Annotated in this window: 14 protein-coding genes; 8 read left to right on the plus strand and 6 right to left on the minus strand. The window is 72.7% G+C overall.

All coding sequences use genetic code 11. From position 1 onward, the window contains the following. Positions 1 to 157: 157 nt before the first annotated feature. From ACZ4SF_RS28105 to ACZ4SF_RS28115, 3 genes are all read left to right on the plus strand, one after another. A complete protein-coding gene (locus ACZ4SF_RS28105; protein ID WP_468389354.1) occupies positions 158 to 1,147 on the plus strand; it encodes an aldo/keto reductase in 990 nt (329 codons plus the stop codon). Between the two features lie 58 nt (positions 1,148 to 1,205). After that, positions 1,206 to 3,359 (plus strand): SpoIIE family protein phosphatase, encoded by a 2,154-nt coding sequence (locus tag ACZ4SF_RS28110; RefSeq protein ID WP_468389356.1) that lies wholly within the window; start codon positions 1,206 to 1,208, stop codon positions 3,357 to 3,359. A 684-nt stretch (positions 3,360 to 4,043) separates the two neighbouring features. After that, positions 4,044 to 5,291 carry an MFS transporter gene (locus tag ACZ4SF_RS28115; protein ID WP_468389499.1) on the plus strand — a complete coding sequence of 416 codons (1,248 nt, stop codon included), beginning with the start codon at positions 4,044 to 4,046 and terminating at the stop codon, positions 5,289 to 5,291. A gap of 29 nt (positions 5,292 to 5,320) precedes the next feature. Here ACZ4SF_RS28115 and ACZ4SF_RS28120 read toward each other — a convergent pair whose 3' ends face one another. From ACZ4SF_RS28120 to ACZ4SF_RS28130, 3 genes are read right to left on the minus strand one after another with little or no spacing between them, the layout of a single operon-like run. Continuing rightward, on the minus strand, positions 5,321 to 6,052 hold the full coding sequence (locus ACZ4SF_RS28120; RefSeq protein ID WP_468389358.1) for a metallophosphoesterase family protein: 732 nt from the start codon (positions 6,050 to 6,052) through the stop codon (positions 5,321 to 5,323). Next, the gene (locus tag ACZ4SF_RS28125; protein WP_468389360.1) at positions 6,049 to 6,327 is read right to left on the minus strand and encodes a BON domain-containing protein; all 279 of its coding nucleotides are present in this window, start codon (positions 6,325 to 6,327) and stop codon (positions 6,049 to 6,051) included. The genes ACZ4SF_RS28120 and ACZ4SF_RS28125 overlap by 4 nt, the downstream gene beginning before the upstream one ends. After that, positions 6,324 to 6,998: a nucleotidyltransferase family protein gene (locus tag ACZ4SF_RS28130; RefSeq protein WP_468389362.1), complete on the minus strand. Its 675-nt coding sequence runs from the start codon at positions 6,996 to 6,998 to the stop codon at positions 6,324 to 6,326. Before ACZ4SF_RS28130 ends, ACZ4SF_RS28125 begins: the two co-directional genes overlap by 4 nt. Before the next feature lie 125 nt (positions 6,999 to 7,123). On the opposite strand from ACZ4SF_RS28130, the gene ACZ4SF_RS28135 reads away from it, so the two are divergent. From ACZ4SF_RS28135 to ACZ4SF_RS28145, 3 genes are all read left to right on the plus strand, one after another. After that, complete coding sequence (locus tag ACZ4SF_RS28135) at positions 7,124 to 8,272, plus strand: PP2C family protein-serine/threonine phosphatase (protein WP_468389364.1); 1,149 nt, start codon at positions 7,124 to 7,126, stop codon at positions 8,270 to 8,272. A gap of 233 nt (positions 8,273 to 8,505) precedes the next feature. Continuing rightward, entirely contained in the window at positions 8,506 to 8,706 is a 201-nt protein-coding gene (locus ACZ4SF_RS28140) for a hypothetical protein (RefSeq protein WP_468389366.1), read from the plus strand. Between the two features lie 43 nt (positions 8,707 to 8,749). Continuing rightward, on the plus strand, positions 8,750 to 9,832 hold the full coding sequence (locus tag ACZ4SF_RS28145; RefSeq protein ID WP_468389368.1) for a glycerophosphodiester phosphodiesterase family protein: 1,083 nt from the start codon (positions 8,750 to 8,752) through the stop codon (positions 9,830 to 9,832). Positions 9,833 to 9,901: 69 nt separating this feature from the next. On the opposite strand, the gene ACZ4SF_RS28150 is transcribed toward ACZ4SF_RS28145, so the two are convergent. Both ACZ4SF_RS28150 and ACZ4SF_RS28155 read right to left on the minus strand, forming a co-directional pair. Beyond that, entirely contained in the window at positions 9,902 to 10,402 is a 501-nt protein-coding gene (locus tag ACZ4SF_RS28150) for a hypothetical protein (protein WP_468389370.1), read from the minus strand. Positions 10,403 to 10,737: 335 nt separating this feature from the next. After that, positions 10,738 to 11,613 carry a helix-turn-helix domain-containing protein gene (locus tag ACZ4SF_RS28155; RefSeq protein WP_468389372.1) on the minus strand — a complete coding sequence of 292 codons (876 nt, stop codon included), beginning with the start codon at positions 11,611 to 11,613 and terminating at the stop codon, positions 10,738 to 10,740. Positions 11,614 to 12,169: 556 nt separating this feature from the next. Here ACZ4SF_RS28155 and ACZ4SF_RS28160 point away from each other — a divergent pair. Then, complete coding sequence (locus ACZ4SF_RS28160) at positions 12,170 to 12,853, plus strand: GNAT family N-acetyltransferase (RefSeq protein ID WP_468389374.1); 684 nt, start codon at positions 12,170 to 12,172, stop codon at positions 12,851 to 12,853. A 115-nt stretch (positions 12,854 to 12,968) separates the two neighbouring features. On the opposite strand, the gene ACZ4SF_RS28165 is transcribed toward ACZ4SF_RS28160, so the two are convergent. After that, positions 12,969 to 13,427 carry a flavodoxin family protein gene (locus tag ACZ4SF_RS28165; RefSeq protein ID WP_468389377.1) on the minus strand — a complete coding sequence of 153 codons (459 nt, stop codon included), beginning with the start codon at positions 13,425 to 13,427 and terminating at the stop codon, positions 12,969 to 12,971. A gap of 377 nt (positions 13,428 to 13,804) precedes the next feature. On the opposite strand from ACZ4SF_RS28165, the gene ACZ4SF_RS28170 reads away from it, so the two are divergent. Beyond that, a complete protein-coding gene (locus ACZ4SF_RS28170; protein ID WP_468389379.1) occupies positions 13,805 to 14,515 on the plus strand; it encodes a lipoprotein in 711 nt (236 codons plus the stop codon). The last annotated feature ends 6 nt before the right edge of the window (positions 14,516 to 14,521 follow it).

A 14,521-nucleotide genomic window follows, 5' to 3' on the forward strand; every position in this document is an offset into this window, starting at 1 on the left:
AGTGCGCTCCAGGTCATAGCGTCGCGGACACGCCACGCACCGAGCCTCGTCGTCCGGTGTCCCGCACGGGATGCCGGGTGCCGGAATCCGTCGCTAGATGGAGAGAGGCCCTCGTGCCGTGCGTAACGACGATCGAGTGTGCAGGAAGGGACCTCCCATGCAGAAGCGCAGGCTGCGCGACCTCCAGGTATCGGCCATCGGGCTCGGATGCATGGGGATGTCCGCGTTCTACGGCTCCGCCGACCAGGACGAGGGCATCGCGACCATCCGGCGCGCCCTGGACCTGGGCATCGACTTCCTCGACACGGCTCAGGTCTACGGCCCGCTCACCAACGAGTCGCTGGTCGGCGAGGCGATACGCGGGCACCGCGACGAGTACGTGATCGCCACGAAGTTCAACTACCGGATGGACGACGCCGTTCCTGGCGACATGAGCACGATCGGCCGGCAGGACGGCTCGGCCGAGCACGTACGCGCCTCGGTGCACGGCTCGCTGCAGCGGCTCGGCACCGACCACATCGACCTGTACTACCAGCACCGGGTCGATCCGAACGTGCCCATCGAGGAGACGGTCGGCGCGCTGGGCGAGCTGGTCGCCGAGGGCAAGGTGCGCTGCATCGGGCTGAGCGAGGCGAGCGCGGAGACCATCCGGCGCGCCCACGCGGTGCACCCGGTCACCGCGGTGCAGAGCGAGTACTCGCTGTGGACGCGGGACGTCGAGGCCGAGGTGCTCCCCGCCTGCCGCGAGCTGGGCATCGGCTTCGTGCCGTACTCCCCGCTCGGCCGGGGCTTCCTCGCCGGCCGTTTCAGCTCCCCGGACGAGCTGGACGAGAACGACTTCCGCCGCACCAACCCGCGCTTCACGGACGCCAACCTCCAGGCCAACCTGCGCCTCGCGGAGAAGGTCAAGGAGATCGCGGCCGAGAAGGACGTCACCCCGGCCCAGCTGGCCATCGCCTGGGTACTGGCCCAGGGCGAGGACCTGGTGCCGATCCCCGGCACCAAGCGCCGCACCTACCTGGAGCAGAACGCAGCCGCCACCGGCATCGAGCTGACCGGGGAGGATCTGGCCCGCATCGACGCGGAGCTGCCGCAGGTGGCGGGCGAGCGGTACGACGAGGCGGGGATGCGGACGGTCAACCGCTAGGCGGCCGCCGGCAGGCGCCGGCTGGTCTGCCGGCCGCTCCTGATGCTGGAGGTGCCACGTGACCGGCGCGGGTGATCCGGCCGGCTCCACCGAGGAGCTGGACGGCGTCTTCACGGAGACGGTGCGCCGCACCGGCGCGTCCATCGGTGCGCTGTATCTGCTCACACCGGACGAGCAGCAGCTGCGGCTGGCAGCGGTGTGCGGGCTGCCTGCCTCGCTCGCCGCACCGTGGACGAGGGTCCCGGTGACCACGCCGGCGCCCGTGGTGGACGCGGTCCGCGAGGAGCGTGTCATCTGGCTGGGCAGCCAGGAGGAGGTGGCCCGCTCCTATCCGCGCACGGCGATGGCGCTGCCGTATCCCTTGGCGATGGTCGCCGCGCCGGTCACCGGTGTCCGGCGGTGGGGGGCTCTGCTGCTGATGTGGCCGGCCACCCGGCCACCCCACATGACGCGACGGGAACAGGGCCATGTCATGGCGCAGTGCCGGCACCTCGCCCGGCTCCTCGAGGAAGCCGCCGAGCGGGGCCAGGCCCCGCCGGCCGGCGACGAGCCACGGGTCCTGCCCGCCGCGGCCGACCGCCCGCACGTGGCCCCGGCACTGGCCGCCGCCGACTTCGCCGAACGGCTGCCCGGCGGCAGTTGCGCCCTGGATCTGGAGGGCCGCATCACCTACGTCAGCGCCGGGGCCTGTGACCTGCTGGGCCTCGACGCCGGCCGGCTGCTGGGCACGCGGCCGTGGCAGTCCCTGCGCTGGCTGGACGATCCCACGTACGAGGAGCGCTACCGGGCCGCGGTGATCAGCCGTGCACCCGTGTCCTTCACCGCGTGCCGTCCGCCGGACCAGTGGCTGGAGTTCCATCTCTTCCCCGACTCCAGCGGCATCAGCGTCCGTATCGTTCCCCGTGGAGCGCAGTGGATGGTCACACCGGCGCCCCGCCGCCCGGTGCAGGCCGCCGCCCCGGCCGGTCCGGGCCGGCTGTACCAGCTGCTGCACCTCGCCGCCGGGCTGACCGAGGTCGTCGGGGTCCAGGACGTCATCGACCTGATCGCCGACCAGGTCATGCCCGCCTTCGACGCGCAGGGCCTGATCCTTTCCGCCGCCGAGGCCGGCCGGCTGCGGATCACCGGCCACCGTGGTTACCCACCCCACACCATCGAGCGTCTCGACGGCCTGCCCCTGGACACCGCGTTCACCCCCGCCGGGCGGGTCCTCAGCAGCGGCATCCCCGCGTTCTTCGCCCATCCGGAAGAAATGCGGCGGGCGTATCCCGAAGCCACACCGGTCAGCGGCAAGCATGCCTGGGCCTTCCTGCCGCTGATCATCTCCGGCCGGCCCGTCGGCTGCTGCGTGCTGTCCTACGACAGCCCGCACGAGTTTCCGGCCGAGGAGCGCGCGGCCCTGACCTCGCTGGCCGGTCTCATCGCCCAGGCCCTGGACCGGGCCCGGCTCTACGACACCAAGCACGAACTGGCCCATGGCCTCCAGCAGACGCTCCTGCCGCGCAGTCTGCCGGCCGTGGCCGGTCTGCGGGTCGCCGCCCGCTATCTGCCGGCCACCCGGGGCATGGACATCGGCGGAGACTTCTACGACCTGATCCGGCTCGGCGACGGCGCCGCCGCGGCCGTCATCGGCGACGTCCAGGGACACAACGTCGCCGCCGCGGCGCTGATGGGCCAGGTCAGGACCGGCGTACACGCCCATGCGACGACCGGCTCGACCCCGGACCGGATCCTCTCCGACACCAACCGGCTGCTGGTCGACCTCGCTCCCGACCTCTTCACGAGCTGCTTCTGCGCCCACTTCGACCTCGGCCGGCGGCGCGCCATGCTGGCCAGTGCGGGCCACCCGCCTCCCCTGCTGCGCCTCGCCCGGGGCGAGGCAGGTCCGGTCGACACGCCCCCGGGCCCGCTTCTCGGCATCGACCCCGACGCCGAGTTCCCCGTGACCGAGATCCCGCTCACCCCGGGCGCGGTGTTCGTCTTCTACACCGACGGCCTCATCGAGCGGCCCGGCGTCGACCTGGACGAGGCGATGGCCGACCTCGCGCACCGGCTCGCCGACGCCGGCTGCGAGGACCTGGAGCTGCTGATCGACACCCTGCTGGAACAGGCCGGTTCGGTCGCGCAGCGCACCGACGACATCGCTCTGCTGGTGCTCGAGACGTCGGCACTGCCGGGCGAGGAGCGGGGCGCCGGCCGGACCGTGGGCTGAGCGGCTGCCAGTAGCAGGCCATCACGGCTCACCGCCCGCCACCGCACCAACGCTCCGGTGACGCACGGCAGCGCACGAACACGACCCGCCGACCACCACCCTGCCAAGGCCCGGTGACCCACGGCAACGGACGAACACGACCCGCCAGCCACCACCACCCCGTCAAGGCCCCGGTGACCCACGGCAGCGAACGAGCACGACCGCCGGCCACCCCCGCCAGGGCCCCGGTGGCGCACGGCAACGGACGAACACGACCTGTCGGCCACCACCCCCACCAGGGCCCTGGTGACCCACGGCAACGGACGAACACGGCTCGCTGTCCGGCCCAGGTGCCGTGGCTCACGGCAGTGGGTGAGCATGGCTCGGCGGGGGCCGGAGGCGGGGGTTGTGAGCAACCCCACGCGGGGTCCAACCGGCTTGTGGGCGGGGCGGTTTGGCGGGTTCCGGTGCGCGGCGGGGGTGGTGGCGGCGACGGCTCGCCCGTCCCGTCTGCCACGATGGGCGACGCCCTGACCAGGCGGCCCGGCCGTGCAGCGCAGCCGGACCGACGGGATCCGCCGGTCTCTCCCGCTCCGCCTGGTTGTCGAGTACCCCGCCGTGTCCTCTTCCTCTGCCCTGCCCACGTCCGTGCCCAGCGCCGCTCCGGCCTCGCGCTCGCCGTGGCGGTCCCTGCGGTACCGCAGCATGCGCTGGTGGTCGGCCGCGAACTTCGTCTCCAACGCCGGCACCTGGATGCAGCTCACGGTGCAGAACCTGCTGGTGCTGCACATCACGGGTTCGGCGGCGGCGACCGGTCTGTCGATGTCCGTCCAGGCGGCGCCCGCGCTCTTCGTGAGCCTGCTCGGCGGCGCGGCCGTGGACCGCTGGCCCCGGAAGCTGACGGTCGCCGTGAGCCAGGCCCTGCTCGGTGCGGTCGCCTTCACCACGGCGCTGCTCGTGGCGCTGGACCGGATCGACATGACGGCACTGCTGGTGCTGGCCGCCGTGACCGGCATCATCGCCACCGTCGACGGACCGGCGTGCGCACTGCTCGGCAACGATCTCGTACCCGTGGAGGACGTGCCGTCCGCGATCGGCGTCGGCGCGCTGGTGCACAGCGCGGGCCGGCTGGCCGGCACCGCCCTGGCCGGAGTGGCCGTCGGCGTCCTCGGCACCGGCGCCGCCTACGCCGCCAACGGGCTGTCGTTCCTGTTCGTGGCCTCGGTCGTGCCGTTCCTGCGGCCGGCGCCCGGGGCCGCCGAGGCAGCGCAGGCCGGGCCGAGAGCCGTACCGGCGCGCACGCCGACGGGTGTGCGGGAGGGCCTCGCCTTCTTCGCGCGCAGGCCCCGGCTGGTGGCCCTCGCCGGCATCACCGGGATCAGCTCCGTCTTCGGCCGCAACTACGGCCTGACCCTCGCCGTCCTCGTCACCGGGCCGCTGGCCGGCGGGGCCGGGGCGTTCGGCACGGTCTCCACCGTGCTGGCCGTCGGCGGCATCCTCGGCGCGGTCCTCGGGGCCCGGCTGCGCAAGCCGTCGGTGCGGACCGTGGGTCTTCTCGCTGCGGCGGGAGCGCTGCTCCAGGTGGTGGCGGGTCTGTCGCCGTCGCTGGCCGTGCTGCTGGTGCTCGTGCTGCCGATGGCCGTCGTGGAGTCCGTCTCGGACACCGCCGGTACGGCCGTGCTGCAGACCGATCCGCCGCCGCATCTGCGCGGCCGGGTCCTCGGCGTGTGGAGCAGCATCGGCACGGTGTGGGGCCTCGGCGGGCCGCCCCTGCTGGGCCTGCTCATGGAGTGGGCCGGGGCGCGGGGCGCCCTCGTCGCCGGCGGGCTGCTCATCGCCGGATCGATCGGCGCGGGCCTGCTGGTGCGCCGCCGCGACGAACCGGTGCCGCTGACACTGACCGCGAAGGACGGCGACGTGACCGGCCGAGCGGTCCTGGGCACGGCGGCCTGACGGGCCCCTCCCGTCGGGCTCGGTCGGGCTCAGTCGGGCCGGCGGGGCAGGTTGTACACGTGGAACGCCTGCCCGATCACCGGCTGGGCGACGTTGCGGACGCGGACGCCTCCGCTGGTCATGCCGTGCTCGGTCCCGGCGTGGGCGTGGCCGTGCACGGCGAGATCGGCGCCGCCGGTGTCGATCGCCTCCGCGAGCAGATAGCTACCGAGGAACGGGTAGATCTCCAGCGGTTCTCCGGCCAGGGTGTCCGGCACCGGGGAGAAGTGGGTCAGGGCGATCCGCACGTCGCAGTCCGCCTGCTCCAGGTCCTTCAGGGCGCGGTGCAGCCCGTCGGCGCACCGGCGGCTGTAGCGGACGAACTCCTTCATGAGCGGTTCGCCGAACTCCCCGGCGCAGCGCCCGACGAAGCCGCCGCCGAAGCCCTTGGTCCCGGCGACCCCGATCCGGGCGCCGTCGGCGCCGAGGACGGCGGACTCGCCTTCGAGTACGTGTGCGCCGGCGTCCCGGAGGATCGCGGTGACCTCCTCGGGCCGCTCGTCGTGATGGTCGTGGTTGCCGAGCACGGCGACCACGGGTACCCCGAGATCCTTGATCTCCCGGGCGACGATGGCAGCCTCCTCCGGGGTGCCGTGCCGGGTGAGATCGCCGGCGAGCAGCAGGACGTCGGCGCACTGGGGCAGTGTCTCGAACGAGGGGCGGAGCTTTCCCTGGCTCTCCGGGCCCATGTGGATGTCCCCGACGGCCGCGACGCGGATCATGTGAGGTCCTCCCCGTGGTCGGGCGAGGAGGTTCCGGCGACGAGCAGGTCGGAGTGGACCGGGTGCCCGGCCAGTTCCTCGCGGGCCATGCGCAGGATGTCGTCCCGGCACTGGGTGGACGGCACGGTGCCGGTGAGCAGGACGGCGTCGCCGCGCATCTCCAGCCGTACGCCGAGTTCTCCGAGTTCTCCGGAGGCGAGGTGTTCGGCGAGGTGGGCGACGCGGTAGTCCAGGTTCCCTGCCGCCGCCGGGGGCGGCGGGCTGGTGTCGGTCATGGCTGCCCCTTCTGGGCGTCGATCACGTTCAGCCGTTCGAGGAGGAAGAGGAAGGCGGCGGCCATGGGCTGGTCGCCGCAGGTGCTGCGGACGACGTCCCAGTCGACCTTCTCGCGGACGGCGCGGGCCACCGGCAGAACCGATCCGAAATCGCAGTAGTGCTCGGAGAAGGCGCTGATCAGGCTGCGGATCAGGTCGGTCGGGCAGAGCACGGGCATGAGGACGGAGTCGACCGGCAGGACGTGCGCCCGGTCGAGCATGTCCTTGGTGACGGGCCGGTGGGCGAGGGCGAAGATGATGTCGACGTTCTGCCCGTGGCAGGTGGTCTTCAGCAGCCAGTCCTCCGGCGGGGTGCGGACGGCGAGACCGGCCTCGCGCAGCGTGCCGGCCACCGCCTCGGCGTCGTCGGGCAGGATGGCGAAATCGGCGTCGTGCTGGAGGTAGCGGCTGCCGCCATGGGCGTAGACGGCCACGCTTCCGGCGAGCGCGAAGAGATGGCCCGCGCGCTTCATGAGAGCACCGATCTGTTTGGTCGCCTCCAGGATGGCCTGGCTGCGGTCCTGCGGCAGATCCGCCGGGACGGGCTGGGCCTCCGCCTCCGGTGCGTCCCCGGCGAGGCGGAGTTCGGTGACCTCCGGTCGCCGGGCGGACTCCTCCCCGTTCTGCGTCATGGCCTCTCCATTCGCGGCACCCTCCACCCGGTCGGCTGCCGGGGGTCGTACGGGTACCCGGCGCGCCGCCTGCGACACCGACCGGCGAGTGGCCGCTCGACCGGCCCGGGAGCACGCTGGTAGGCATGGCGCTCCGGCTCGGGCTCGGGGGTTCCCGGCAGCAGTGGCAGTCCACCCACGCACTGCTGCTCCTGCCCGTCGCGCTGATCGTGGTGATCACGGTGGTGGACCTGCGGACACCCACCGACATCCACCTCGGGCCGGCCCTGGTGATCGCCCCCGCGCTCACCCCCTCCTTCGCCGGACCCCGGACCACGGCCGCCATCGGCGCGCTGGCGGTCGCCGCGCAGATCTTCATCGGCATCCACCACGGCGGGATCGGCACCACGAACCACATCGTGCAGATCATCACCCTTTCGGTCCTCGTGGTGCTCACGGTCCTCTACAGCGCGCTGCGCACGCGCCGGCAGGCCCAGCTGGCCCAGGTCCGTAACGTCGCCGAGGCCGCCCAGCACGTCCTGATGTGGCCGCTGCCCGAAGAGATCGGCACGCTGCGGATCGCCTCGCTGTACCTGGCCGCGGAGGACGAGGCACAGATCGGCGGGGACCTGTACGCCACGACCGTCAGCGACGGCGCCGTCCGCGTCCTGATCGGCGACGTCCGCGGCAAGGGCCTGCCCGCCATCGGCGAGGCGGCACTGCTGCTCGGCGCGTTCCGGGAGAGCGCCCACCGGCACATCCCGCTGGCGGAGCTGGCCACCGCGCTCGACCAGAGCATCGCCCGCTACGCGGCCGAGCTGGACTCCCCGGAGGAGGCGGGCGAGCGGTTCGCCACCGCGCTGCTCATGGAGATCCCGGACCGCGACCCGGTCACCCGGATGACCAGCTGCGGCCACCCGCCGCCGCTGCTGCTGAGCCCCGGCAACGTCGTGACGGTCCCGAGCCTGCACCCGTCGCCACCGCTGGGGGTGCTGCACAGCACCGTCGAGCACACGCTGGACGTGTTCTCCTTCGAACCCGGTGACACGCTGCTGCTGTACACGGACGGGGTCGTGGAGGCCAGGGACGAGCGGGGCCGGTTCTACCCGCTCGCCGAACGGGCCGCGCGGTGGACCGAGGACAGCCCCGAGGCCCTGATGCACCACCTGCGGCGCGATCTGCTGGCCCACGTGGGCGGCCGGCTCGGGGACGACGCCGCGCTCATCGCACTGCACCGCACCCTCGGCGAGCGCCGCCGGCACCACGGCCGCGGCGACACGACCGGGCACGGATGAGCACCGGGCAGGAGCGGCGGCCGGTGCCCGGCCCGGCCGCCGTCCACCGCGCGCCACCCCGCCGCGACCACGCCGCACACCCGCTGTCCGGCGGCTAGCCGCACCACAGCACCCACGCGGGCCGCGCGGCTGTCCGTGTTCAACTGCCTGTGCGTCAATGTTCAGTTCGGCGGGTGGCCCGTCCCGCCGGGGCGTTGCGAGAATCTGCGGCGCCTCGACAACAGGGAGCCCCCGTGCGTCACTCGGCCTCCGCGCTCGCCTCGGCGCTCGGCGCGTTCCGCGCGCTCGTTCTCGTCGTCACCGCGGCGGCGCGCTCCGCGGTGCGCTTCGACGGGACGTTGCATCCGAAGATCCTCCACCACGTGGACGGCGAGTTCTCGTACGCGCCGGCGCGCTCCATGCCGTCGGGCATCTCCTTCGACCCCGACGCCTGACGGCGGGCACCGCACGCCCGCCTCGACCCGAGTGAGGTTTCCGATGTCCGTACGGCATCCGTCCCCCCGCGTACGACGCGTGCTCGCCGGTCTGGCCCTGCTGCCTGCCCTGTTCTCCCCGGTGGCCGCGCAGGCCGCGCCGGGCGGCCCGCCGAAGGCGCGCTTCGACCTCCAGGCACACCGCGGCGGCCTCGGCATGACCACCGAGGAGTCCCTGGAGGGCTTCGGCAAGGCGCTGCGGCTCGGGGTGTCCACGCTGGAGCTGGACACCCACGTCACCAAGGACCTGAAGGTCGTCGTCAACCACGACCGGCAGATCAGCGGCGTCAAGTGCAAGGACACCGGCCCGGTGACGCCCGGCGATCCGATGTACCCGTACGTCGGCAAGTACATCAAGGATCTGACCCTGGCCCAGATCCGGACGCTGGACTGCGGCTATCAGCAGTTGCCCGGGTTTCCCGAGCAGGAGGTCGTCAAGGGCTTGCGGATGGTGGAGCTGAAGGACGTCCTGAACCTGGTGAAGCGCTACCACGCCTGGGGGGTGAGGCTGAACATCGAGACCAAGGTGGAGGCGGGCGCGCCCGGACAGACCGCGCCGCGCGAGGTGTTCGTCCGCCGGGTGTACCAGGAGATCCACCGGTCCGGCATCGAGCGGCAGGTCACCGTCCAGTCGTTCGACTGGGGCGCGCTGAAGCTGATGCACCGGCTGGCACCGAACTGGCCGCTGGTGGCGCTGACGAACTACGACTTCCTCCAGGTCGGCAAGCCCGGAGCGTCCCCCTGGCTGGGCGGGATCGACGCGGACGACTACGACGGCGACTTCGTCAGGGCGGCTGCGACCCTGCCCGGCGTCACCACCCTCTCCCCCAACTACGGTTTCCCGCAGAGCGGCAAGGTCGGTGACCCGGGGTTCCGGTTCTACTCCGACGCGGCGATGGTCGAGCAGGCGCACGCCCGGGGCCTGAAGGTCGTCCCGTGGACCTGCGACGACCCGGCGACCGTGGAGGCGCTGATGGACATGGGCGTCGACGGCATCATCACCGACTACCCGGATCACGTACGGCAGATCATGGCCGAGCGCGGTATGCGGCTGCCGCGGCCGTATCACCCGCACGGCCGCGGCTGAGCGGAGCGACGGCGTGCGTCCCGCCCCGAATGGGGCGGGGCGGGACCGCACGCCCGTGGGGGACCGGCGTCAGCCGGCCGGCTTCAGGTCGGTGATCTTCAGGGTCTTCAGGTCGGACTGCACGTCGATCCGGCTGACCTGGGCGTGCGGCCCGTCACCCCAGGTGAGGGTGACCCGGCTGGTGGCGTGGCCCATGCCGGAGCCGGTGTACGTCACCTTCCACTTAACCGGCACGTTCTGGGCGAACAGGATGCCGTCGGCGTGCTGCTTCTTCTCGAAGGCGGCGACCTTCTTCTGGGCGGCGGCCGAGAGGTAGAAGCCGCGCAGGGCCTTCTTGCTCGCCGCGGCGCCGGGGTCGTCGGTGGCCCAGACGGAGTCGATGTAGGCGCCGTAGAAGTCGGCCACGTGCTGGGTGACGTTGCGCGGGTCGCCCTGGGCGGAGGAGACGGCGGCGGCGCGGGGGGTGTGGTCGGCGGAGGCCCCCGCGAGGGCGGGGGTGACGGCGGCCAGGGAGAGGCCGGCGGCGAGGGCTGCGGCGGTGAGGAGGGTCTTGCGGCTGCGGACGGACATGTCTCTCATTCCCCCGGTTTCTTCGCGGCCAGGGTGATCCCGGCCTTCGACGGACCTTAAGACCCCATTTCCCGGACCCTGGTTCCGCTTCTCTCCGCATTCTTTCCCGCGGATTCCCGGCACTCGAGATGCGCGAAAGGTTGGGTCGGATTCCGGTCGCGTCACCGCCCTCATCCGGCCGTTCCGGTTCGGGCGCCCCCTGCTTCGCGGCCGGCCGGACGAGGCCGTCCGGGGGCCGCGCGGGTGCCCGGCTCGTCGGCACGGGCGACCGCTCCGGTGACGACCGGGTCGGGGCCGGGGTCCGGAAGGTGGGTCGGACCCCGGCCCCGGGTCTGTCACAGCTCCTTGCGCAGCGCGCCGAGCAGGGTCTCGGTCCTTCCCGGGGGCGCGGCCTGGGCGCTCAGCCGGTCCAGGGCCTCTCGGTAGACGACGACGTCCTCGGGCTTGTCGAGGTAGACGGCCCCGACGAGCCCGCCGAGGTAGGCGATGTCGGGCAGTTCGGCGGCGCGGAACCGGAAGAGGTGGAAGGCTCCGGCCCGCAGGGCGGGATGCGGCCCGTCGGCGAACGGCATGAGCTGCACGGTGACCTGGGGCAGCCGGTTGGCCTCGATGAGGTGGTCGATCTGCGCGCGCATCACCTCGCGGCCGCCGACCGGCCAGCGCAGCGCGGTCTCGTCCATCACCACCCACAGTCGCGGTGGCAGGGGCCGGGCCAGCAACTCCTGGCGGCGCATGCGCAGGGCGACGCGGCGTTCGGTGGCCTCGGCGGACGCGTGCGGGTCGGTGGCGGTGAGCAGGGCGCGCGCATAGTCCTCGGTCTGCAGCAGACCGTGCACGAACTGGTTCTCGTACCCGCGGATCTGCAGGGCCGCCTGTTCCAGGCTGAGGTAGGCCGCGAACCAGTCGGGCATGACGTCACGGTAGGTGTGCCACCAGCCGCGCTTGTTGGCCTCGCGCACGGACTGCAGGAAGGTGTCGATCTCCTGTCGGCCGGTGACGCCGTAGACCTGAAGCAGTTTCTCGGCGTCCGCGAGGCGCAGCCTGGCCACCTTGGCCGCCTCCATACGGCGGATCGTGGAGTGGCTGACCCCGATCGCCGCGCCCGCTTCCGTATAGCTGATGCCGGCCCGGGTGCGCAGTTCCTCCAGTTGTCTGCCGAGGATCATGCGCAGCACGGACGGGGCGCCGCCCCAGTCGGTCTCCGCGGTCACGCTCACCCCCCTCGTCCCGTCTCCGGGTCACCCTGGCACGCGATCGCATCCCCTACCCATTCGATCACGTCATGGCGGATGCAGCATGCACCTGGCTATTTGCAATTTTCAACTTGCTGGTTGCGGAGCGTTGTCGGCAGGTGCCAGAGTGGACCGACTGCTCCGGCCGGCCAAGGAGCGGGCGGCGCGGCCCGCTGGGACGGCCGGGCCGCACACGGCCTTCCCAGGCGGTGGCCGTCCGCTGCCCTGACGACCGGACCGACACCTCACTCCCCCCACGCGCGAGGCCTGTTCGAAAGGCGTCGCGAGGCCCGGACCATCCCCCACTCGTCCGAAGGACCACCATGCACCGCTCCACACCCACACCCACCCCGGCCGCCGACCCCTCCTGGACCCGCACGCGCCCCGGGCCGGGCCATCCCCCTACGGCGCCCAACCTCTGACCCGCTAGATTCACCGCCGTGCGGGACGTCCGCATCGGTCGGCGATGCGTGGCCCGTACGGGATGTGTGTCCGCCGCACGTACCGGTCCGAACAGGGGTCTCATGGTCCGGTCGTGCGTGCCGATCCGACGGGGGTGCTCATGGTCTGGTCGCTGATCCGACGGAGAAGGGCCGCTTCGGGGCTCCCCGTGCCGGGGCGGTGCGAGCCGGGCCGGCATGTACTGGCCACCGAGCGGCTGCTGTTGTTCACGCCGCGCACCCGCCTGGACGTGGTGGCGGCGCTCGCCGCGAGCGCGGACGCCGAGGCGCAGCGGTGGCTCGGCACCGGTGCGGACGAGGTGGTGCCCGACCCCGGCATCCGCCGGGCCCTGCTGGCCTGGCGGCCGGCCGGTGACAACGGCCGCCGGATCCCGCGCGACCTGGCCGAGCCGTACGCGCCCGGCCCGGACAGCCCGCTCCTCCTGGTGTGCGTGCGCAGATCCGATCTGAGCTACGCCGGAGCCCTGGAACTGCAGCATCTGACGGGTGAGATGGGCGGCTGGCTGGCGCCGGGCTGCCGCGGCCAGGGTCTCGGCGCGGAGCTGTTCCGTGCGGGCGTGGAACTGGCCCACGCCCATGTCGGGCTGGCCACGGTCAGGGCCGGGGCCGAGCCGGGGAACACCGCGAGCCGACGATCCCTGGCCCGCGCGGGCTTCGTCCCGGATCAGGGTCCGCCCCGGCACACCCTGTCCGACGGGCGCGTGATCGACGCCCTCTGGCACCGGCACGACACCGCGGCACCCTCCCGCTGCCGCTGATGAGCACGGCACCCACATGACGAACCCCGTCGCCGGCCCCGCTTCGGGCGATCACTCCACCCGCAGCCGCCGGTGGAGCGCCCGATGCGTGTTCGCGGGTTGAGCGGCCTCTTCGCTAGGCGTCGGGCATCAGGCCCGCCGCGACCGTGGCTCCCAGTTCCCAGCAGGCCTGGATGCCGGCCTTGCCCGGCTCGCCGGTGACGGTCACCGCGTCGGCCGCCCGGCGCCAGCCGAGGCCGGTGGTGACGGACTCGACGGCGCGGACGGCGCCGGTGACGTCGTTGCCGCCGTGCACGTAGTAGCCGAAGGGGCGTCCCCGGGTCTCGTCCAGACACGGATAGTAGATCTGGTCGAAGAAGTGCTTCAGGGCACCGGACATGTAGCCCAGGTTCGCGGGGGTCCCGAGCAGATAGCCGTCGGCTTCGAGCACGTCGGAGGCGGTGGCGGACAGGGCCGCCCGGCGTACGACACGGACGCCCTCGATCTCCGGGGTGGTGGCGCCGGACACGACGGCCTCGAACAGCGCCTGGCAGTGGGGGGACGGGGTGTGATGGACGATCAGCAGGGTAGGCACATCCGGCACCCTGCCGTGCGTCCGCCGCTCCTGGCAAACAGCCGGCGGCGAGCGTCGGGAACGGCGGCGCGCGGCGTGCGTCGCGGGAGAGGACGGGAGGGGTCACGGTGGCCGAGGAGGACCGTCGAGGGGGTCTTCATGGGGCAGCCGGTGCGGGTGACGAGCTTCGCCGCCGAGGCGTTCACCGCGGTGGTGACGGCAGCCGGCCTGACCGTGCCGGCCGGGGAACAGACCCTTTTCACGCCGGACCACCCCGACGTCGTACCGGGCCCCGTCTTTTCCTGCATGCCGTCGGGACGAGTGAGCCGCGGGATTGCGTTCGGCGTCGTCGGCTCCCTCGGTTACAGTGACGGCTCTCAATCGGAGGGAAGACGACAGTGCAGGTCAGGGTGGGGGCCGTAGGCGGCCGTATGGCCGTCGCGGTGGCGCTTGCCGCGATGCTCGGCGGGTGCGCGCAGTCGGCGGACGATGACGGCAGGAAGCCCTCGAAGTCTTCGGCGAGCGCCGGGGACACGGGCGGCTCGACGGGCACGGGGGCGAAAGGCGCGGCTGCGGCCGGCGGCACGATCGGCCCTGTCGGTTCGGCCTGCGAGCTGCCGGTCAGCTTCGGCATCGCCAAGCGGTGGAAGGCCAAGTCGATCGACGCCGAGAAGGAACTGGGCAAGACCTCGAAGGGCGACGACGACCTGAGCGCGGAGTTCGCCGAGGCCTTTCTCCGGCAGGGCCCGGTCACCGCGGCCTGCGAGATCGACGCCAAGCCGGCCGGCAACATCGGCTTCCTGCGCGTGTGGACCGGCAGGCCCGGCGACGCGGACGCGGGCAGCGTGCTGCGCGCGTTCGTCGCCGCCGAGGACAACGTCAGCAAGGCGAAGTACCACTCCTTCAGGACCGGCGGCGGCGTCCAGGCCGTGGAGGTGGAGTACCTCTACACGAGCAAGCTCCTGGAGGAGACCAAGAAGGAGAGCGCCTTCGCGGTCAGCACGCCGGACGGGCCGGTCGTCCTGCACCTCGGTGGCATGGACACCGAGGAGCACGAACAGATGCGGCCCGCCTACGACCTCGCCAAGCAGACCCTCAAGCTTGCCTGAGGACCC

It is taken from the genome of Streptomyces sp. NPDC027663, from assembly GCF_055566415.1.